This window comes from Shewanella benthica KT99, assembly GCF_000172075.1.
In the GTDB taxonomy this organism is placed as follows: Bacteria; Pseudomonadota; Gammaproteobacteria; order Enterobacterales; family Shewanellaceae; genus Shewanella; species Shewanella benthica_A.
This window is the reverse complement of sequence record NZ_ABIC01000074.1, coordinates 1-5,907: the sequence shown is the minus strand read 5'-3', so window position 1 is coordinate 5,907 and position 5,907 is coordinate 1. Positions and strand designations below refer to the sequence as shown.

The following is a 5,907-nucleotide window of genomic DNA, read 5'->3' as shown; positions in this document are numbered from 1 at the left end:
GATGACTTGCTCAGACTACAAAGACCAGCTATCGCGCAGAGCTGCTCCAACTTATGCATGAGAGTCAAGCAGCTCAAAGAGCTCAAGCAAGCCTTACTGACCTTTAAGCAGCCGCTAGCCGATGCCCTCAATCGAGATTATGGCAGCCGTTCGGTCGACGACACGTTGATCTCAGATATCATGCCCTGCATCAACAACATCAACTACAGCCTCAAGAACCTGAAAAAATGGATGAAGCCCAGTTCTCGCCATGCGGGACTGCTACTCGCTCCAGCTAAGATCAAGGTACATTATCAGCCAGTAGGCGTGGTCGGCATCATAGTGCCATGGAACTTCCCGGTCATGCTTTCGATCGGTCCCTTGATCACCGCCTTGAGCGCAGGAAACCGCGCCATGCTTAAGCTGTCAGAATTCACACCCGAGACCAACAAGGTCTTGGCTCAGATGCTGTCGAGTATCTTCGACGAATCATTAGTCGCCGTCATTGAAGGTGAAGCCGATGTCGCCGCCGCATTCTCGGGACTGGCATTCGATCACTTGTTGTTTACCGGCTCCACCACAGTTGGAAAACATGTGATGCGCGCCGCGGCCGCTAACTTAACCCCAGTGACCTTAGAGCTGGGCGGAAAGTCTCCAGTGGTTATCGCCCCTGATATGCCCATAGACACAGCCGTAGAACGTATGATCTATGGTAAATGTTTAAACTCGGGCCAAATCTGTGTCGCACCGGATTACGTCTTAGTGCCTAAAGAGAAGCAAGCCGAATTTATCGCCGCTTATCAGAAAAAATTCAACGCCATGTACGGCAAGGTGAGTGACAACAAGGATTATGGCGCCATCATCAACCAGCGTCAGTTTGACCGTCTAACCTCGGTTCTCGAAGATGCCAAAAGAAAAGGCGCAATTGTGGTTTCAGCCAATGATGAGGCTATCGATACCGCCAAGCGTAAAATACCCACGCAACTGATCACCAATGTCAGTGATGAGATGATCTTGATGCAAGACGAGATCTTTGGCCCCTTACTGCCGATTGTAGGGTATGAGACCCTGAATGATTCGATAAAGTATATCAATGACCGTCCCCGTCCATTGGCACTCTATATCATGAGCTTCGATGCACAGGCTCAGGCCAACATACTCAACAACACCCACTCAGGTGGCGTCTGTATCAACGAAACCGTGTTCCACGTCGCCGCCGACGATGCACCATTCGGTGGCATAGGCCCCTCGGGCATGGGCCACTATCACGGCAAGGAAGGCTTCTTGACCTTGAGCCATGCCAAGACGGTATTGAGCCGCGGTAAACTCAACACCGGCAAGCTTGTTCACCCTCCCTATGGCACAGGCATACAAGCCATGTTATATAAGTTTTTCCTGCGCTAACAGCCGTAAGAGCTGCTTTAGCTGCGAGTGTCAAAACGCTAAGAGAATAAGTTGTAGATGAGTAAATTAGATAAGAAGCAAGCCATACTAGATACCGCGCTGACTCTGTTTGTCAGCCAAGGTTTCTATGCCACTTCAACCGCATCCATAGCCAAGCAGGCTGGGGTGGCAACCGGCACCCTGTTTCATCATTTCCCCTCCAAAGATGAACTGATGAATCATCTGTTTCTTAATATCAAGCAGGAGTTTGCCGATGCGATTCAGGCTTCAATAAAAGACAGTGGCGATCTAAAAAAGGATGCTAAACACCTCTGGACCAGCGCCATACAATGGGCCATGGATAACCCACTGAAACAGGAGTTTTTTCAGCAATACTCCATGTCCCCATCCATAGCCCCAGAAATCAGAGAGCAAGCCATGAACTCGATACTCAGCTTTATGGGCGCCCTGATGCAAAAAGGCCAGGCGCTAGGTTTGCTGGCTAATTATCCGCTGACCCTGATGCAAGATAACTGTCACGGCCAGTTCTTAGCCGCCACCCGCTTCTTCCTGGACAATCCCGAAAAGTGGCAAGACCCACAACACCAAGAAGCCAGCTTCCTGCTATTTTGGAATGCGATGGTGAAGGGCTGAGAAGCCCTAAGCTCAAGATAAAGCAGGGACAGTTGTAAGCGGTAAGTTTCGAGCTAAAGACAAAGCAAAGAAAGTGACTAATTGCGAGCTAAAGACAGGGTAAAGAAGATATCGAGCTTCGAGTTAAAGACAGAGCTAAGGGGGAAATCTTTCTACCTATCAATTAACTCCATACCTAACAATGAACTACGCCCCCCCCCCTTAAATCTCGATGAAAAGTTTGCAGTAAGTACAAAACAAAATTGAGTATATGTCCTTGCTGAAAGCAGCCAAAAAGAGAAACTCAGGTTAATTACTGTTATCGTTAAGTTGGCTTTAACTAGCATACAGCCAATAAAGTCGAGCTTAGGTTTCAAAAGTCACAACACGTTTTGAGACATAAACGTTTTAGATCATTGAGTCGAATAAGCCTGACATTGATTAGAAAAAGTATCTTAGTTTATTCGGAAGCCCTCTAATTCGCTCTGACCCCTTTATCAGACCTTTTATCATTCTGACCCCTTTATCATTTTCTTCGACCCTGCTTTAAAACAAACAACCTCATACCTGTTCCCTAACAAACCTCTGGCAAGTTATGACATCCACAAAGGAGTTGGCACTCTTTCACATGTAGAGTTTTTGTCTGGGCACAAGTTGAAACACATGCTTAAAGTCCAGTCAGAGCTTGGTGTGAATGGTTTGATGTAGAAATCACTTGGTAACTATATGATTCATTACGTTGAAGATGTTGTTTAACATCAAAGAAAGAACATAGTTTTAGTCGCATATTGATATGCTGACACATTGCAAATAGGATTTGTATGACACAAATAGCGAAAGTTGTTACATGGGTAAATAGTGCTAGAAAGCCACTATGGTGGAGACAGGTAATTCGTAGAGTCATGGAGCATGGAGAGCTTCAACAACAAGATTTACAGCTAATTTACCAAGTTGCAAAAATGGAATTTGGGCTATTTCAGAGAACTGCCGACTATCCTAACTACATCAAAGCCGTTGCGGTTGCTGGATTTGAAGCTGAAGCGGCACCAGTAACTCTGGCAAGTTTAGGTAATGTAAAAATGTCTTATCATTAATTGAGGGTGTAACTCTAAACTTTCCAATTAGTGGTTTAACAGCAGTTTACGGAGATAATGGTGCTGGTAAATCTAGCTACGCAAAGATACTTAAAAGTGCATGTTTAACTCGCGGTGATGTACCAGTTATAACGACCAATGCTTTCAAGCCATCTGAAGTTCCATCTGAAGCGACTTTAGGTGTGTCAGTTGATGGTGCGGCCGTGGTTGAACACATTTGGACTATTGATGGTGAGCCTAATCCAGAGTTAAAGTCTATAAGGGTTTTCGATTCACAATCTGCCGTCCACTACATATCTAAAACAGACAGTGTTGAGTACAAACCAGCAGAAGTTAAACTACTTGATGAGTTGAGTAGAGCTTGTCTATTTGTAAAAGGGGAATTGACTCGTGAAATGATTCCATTGAACACCTCATATACAATCCCAGACTTGAATCCATTATCCAGAGTTAGTGCTTTCTGTAATTCTCTAGGTGTTGCAACTCCTATCACACTAGACGCTCAATGTGGTGGTGAAGGTGAATTGCCAGAAATAGCTTAATTAAAGAGGGACATAGCTGAACTTAACGGTAAAACTCCAGCTCAAATTAAAGCTGTTTACACAACAAAGTTGAAGCATCGTGAACCTTTATTGAATTTCCTTAATAACTTATGTGCAAAACTGGGCGGCACAAACTTAGCCAAAATTGGATTGTTATACGATGATAAAATAACCAAGTTGAGCGCAGCCGAAACTGTAAGGCAGAGTACTTTAAATGGCTTACCAATTGAAGGTATCGGCAATGAAGCTTGGAAACAGATGTGGATTCATGCGCAGAACTTCATAACTGGTAATGGTGACGACAGAACATTCCCGCCAGTTGAAAATGAACACTGTCCAACTTGCCTACAGCCAATAGGTAACTTAGCTGCAGAGAGAATGGCTAGATTCAATGATTATATTACCAATCAGTCTCAAGTAGATGCAAATAATGCAACTCAAGCTCTAACTTTACAAATAAATGCTATAGCCCAATTGAGCTTTGAGCTTACCGCGTATGAAGGTATTTTTGATGAGATTAAACAATCTACCCCTGAAGCGATAGATCAATTTAACACCTTAATCAAGCAGCTGTTTGATAGAAAGAACAGCCTAATTTCTGCTAACCCAAGTTTTGCACACCCAGCACTCGATATGACATTTGTACAGCGGCTATCTCAGCAAGTTGAAGGGATAAAAGCCAAAAAAGAAAATGTCGTCGATGACGGTGCATTAGCCCAGACAATTAAGACGAGTCAGACCAGACTAATCGAACTTGAAGATAGGCAAAAGTTAACCGTCCATAAAGCAAATATCGTTAAAGAAATGGGTCGAATTAAAATATCAAACCTATTTAACGCAGCCTTACCCTCTACCAATCTTGGCGCTATTACTAGGTTCATAACTGAACTTGCTAAAACAGGTAGTTTAGGGTTGATAAATGCAGCATTTTCTAAAGAGTTAACAGCTCTAAACTTTAATAGTTTTGATGTAGAAACCAAAACTCAAGGTGCTGCGGGGCAACAAAAATTAACCCTACAGATTACACGAAACTCATCAAAGATAGTCAACATTGCTAGTGAAGGTGAGCAAAAGTGTATAGCCCTAGCTGGCTTTATGGCTGAACTTACAATTGATAATCGTAAGTCTGCAATCATATTTGATGATCCAGTTAACTCATTAGATCACAAATGGAGACGTAAATTTGCTAAACGAATTGCAGATGAAGCCCAGACCCGACAGGTGATTGTACTTACGCACGATCTACCATTCTTAATGATGTTAAGTGAAGAATCAGCAACCCCAATTAATATTCAATCTATAACTCGCAGAGGGAAGCTTTCAGGGTTTCCGCAAGGAACACCACCTTGGGATACACTAAAAACAGCCAAAAGGGTAAATTTCTTAAGAAATGAAGAAGTTAAACTTAGGAGTTTCGTTAATAGTCCTGAGTTTGAAATTGAACGCTATAGAAATGAAGCCAAAGTTATTTACTGCAAAATGCGTGAAACTTGGGAGAGGATGGTCGAAGAGTGGCTTATTAAGAGTGTAGTTCAGAGGTTTGGTCGCTCTGTACAAACCTCAAATATTAGATACTTGATCGACTGCACCCAAGAAGATGTCGATACGATTAATGCTGGTATGACGAAATGTAGTACATTCTTCGAAGGTCACGACACCGCACCAGGTCTAGGTGTTACTGAGATGCCAGATATTGAAGAGTTGAAGACTGACATTGATCAGCTAGCTGCATACTTTAACGAACTCAAAGCCCGTAGAAATAGGCAATAATCAGGTCTTATGTAGCACCTAGGGGTAACTTAGGTGCTACAAATACTTCAGTAGTATTGAGGTTCTACTCCTACTTCAACTCTCAACAAAGGGGTCGGAGCGAATAAGGTCAAACTTTCTTGTAAATCCCCAAGTGTAGATACGGCTGCGAGCTTCGGCAGCATGGACGCTACCGCAGAGACTACAGGGACTGTACTCGCGTCGTCTCACAGAAGTATCTGCACATAAGCCCGCTGCAAGCGATAGATAAAATTGAAACTACGAAACTCAAACACACTACCCAATACCAAACCAGCCAAATGAAACCACAACAAAAATGTCATCCAGCTTCATTCGAAGCTGCTAACTTTGGGGTAACCAAAGCTTCACACAAGGGTCCTGTGCCCGATTGTTTGGTAGAGTAAATAACAAGAAATTGCACGCTAAATGTGTCCGATCATTTACTCAAATGGGCATTATATGTGTCCGATACGTTAGCGGACACATAAACACCTTGTCCGTTAACA

Annotated in this window: 5 protein-coding genes; all 5 read left to right on the top strand. The window is 43.4% G+C overall.

Annotated features, from left to right (window positions below):
• Positions 1–6 precede the first annotated feature (6 nt).
• The 5 genes from KT99_RS19075 (at position 7) to KT99_RS20235 (ending at position 5,401) form a co-directional block, all read left to right on the top strand.
• Complete coding sequence (locus KT99_RS19075) at positions 7–1,383, top strand: coniferyl aldehyde dehydrogenase (RefSeq protein WP_050774392.1); 1,377 nt, start codon at positions 7–9, stop codon at positions 1,381–1,383.
• 57 nt (positions 1,384–1,440) lie between these two features.
• On the top strand, positions 1,441–2,016 hold the full coding sequence (locus KT99_RS19070; protein ID WP_005503498.1) for a TetR/AcrR family transcriptional regulator: 576 nt from the start codon (positions 1,441–1,443) through the stop codon (positions 2,014–2,016).
• An 800-nt stretch (positions 2,017–2,816) separates the two neighbouring features.
• Positions 2,817–3,089, top strand: a complete 273-nt coding sequence (locus tag KT99_RS20245) for a hypothetical protein (protein WP_005503496.1) — start codon at positions 2,817–2,819, stop codon at positions 3,087–3,089.
• A gap of 203 nt (positions 3,090–3,292) precedes the next feature.
• The gene (locus KT99_RS20240; RefSeq protein ID WP_157752232.1) at positions 3,293–3,631 is read left to right on the top strand and encodes a hypothetical protein; all 339 of its coding nucleotides are present in this window, start codon (positions 3,293–3,295) and stop codon (positions 3,629–3,631) included.
• Between the two features lie 69 nt (positions 3,632–3,700).
• Positions 3,701–5,401 (top strand): AAA family ATPase, encoded by a 1,701-nt coding sequence (locus tag KT99_RS20235; RefSeq protein WP_157752230.1) that lies wholly within the window; start codon positions 3,701–3,703, stop codon positions 5,399–5,401.
• The last annotated feature ends 506 nt before the right edge of the window (positions 5,402–5,907 follow it).

Excerpts from the sequence above, each read along its gene's own strand:
- KT99_RS20245 (WP_005503496.1), top strand. The coding sequence starts at position 2,817 with ATGACACAAATAGCGAAAGTTGTTACATGGGTAAATAGTGCTAGAAAG.
- KT99_RS19070 (WP_005503498.1), top strand. The coding sequence starts at position 1,441 with ATGAGTAAATTAGATAAGAAGCAAGCCATACTAGATACCGCGCTGACT.